The 476-nt window shown below is 59.0% G+C and carries 1 protein-coding gene; it reads left to right on the forward strand.

The window, feature by feature from the left end:
- Positions 1-68: 68 nt before the first annotated feature.
- Positions 69-476, forward strand: a 408-nt coding sequence (locus RNB18_RS51320) for a DUF3419 family protein (RefSeq protein WP_311720968.1), incomplete at its 3' end; no start/stop codon positions are given.

Raw genomic sequence — 476 nt, forward strand, 5'->3', positions numbered from 1 at the left:
TCTCCGAGCGCATCCTCAAGTTCGTCCTGAACGACCCCGGTTACCGCGTCACGATCGATGTGGACTCCGTGGGCGACTACATACTTGAGCGCGTTCACCACACGTTCATGAACCATCTCGCCAAGGACAACCACTGGCTCGCGTTCACGTTCCTGGGACGCTATCCGCACCGTAGCACCCTGCCGCACTACCTGCTGCGGGAGAACTATGAGGCGATCCGCTCCGCTCCGACGAAAGTCGAGATCGTGACGGGGAACCTCATAGAGTACATACAGAAGGCGCCTGACGGATCGTTGGACAAGTTCTCGCTGTCCGATGTGACAAGCTGTATCCCTCAGGGTGGTTTCGACCAGATCATGCGGAACATCGCTCGTGTCGGCAGGCCCGGCGGGCGGGTGTGCTATCGGAATTTTCTGGCGAAACACCAGGTGCCTGAAGAAGCACGCTCCACGTTGTTCCGGGACGAGGTGCTCAGT

The sequence above is a fragment of the Streptomyces doebereineriae genome, from assembly GCF_031845645.1.
In the GTDB taxonomy this organism is placed as follows: Bacteria; Actinomycetota; Actinomycetes; order Streptomycetales; family Streptomycetaceae; genus Streptomyces; species Streptomyces canus.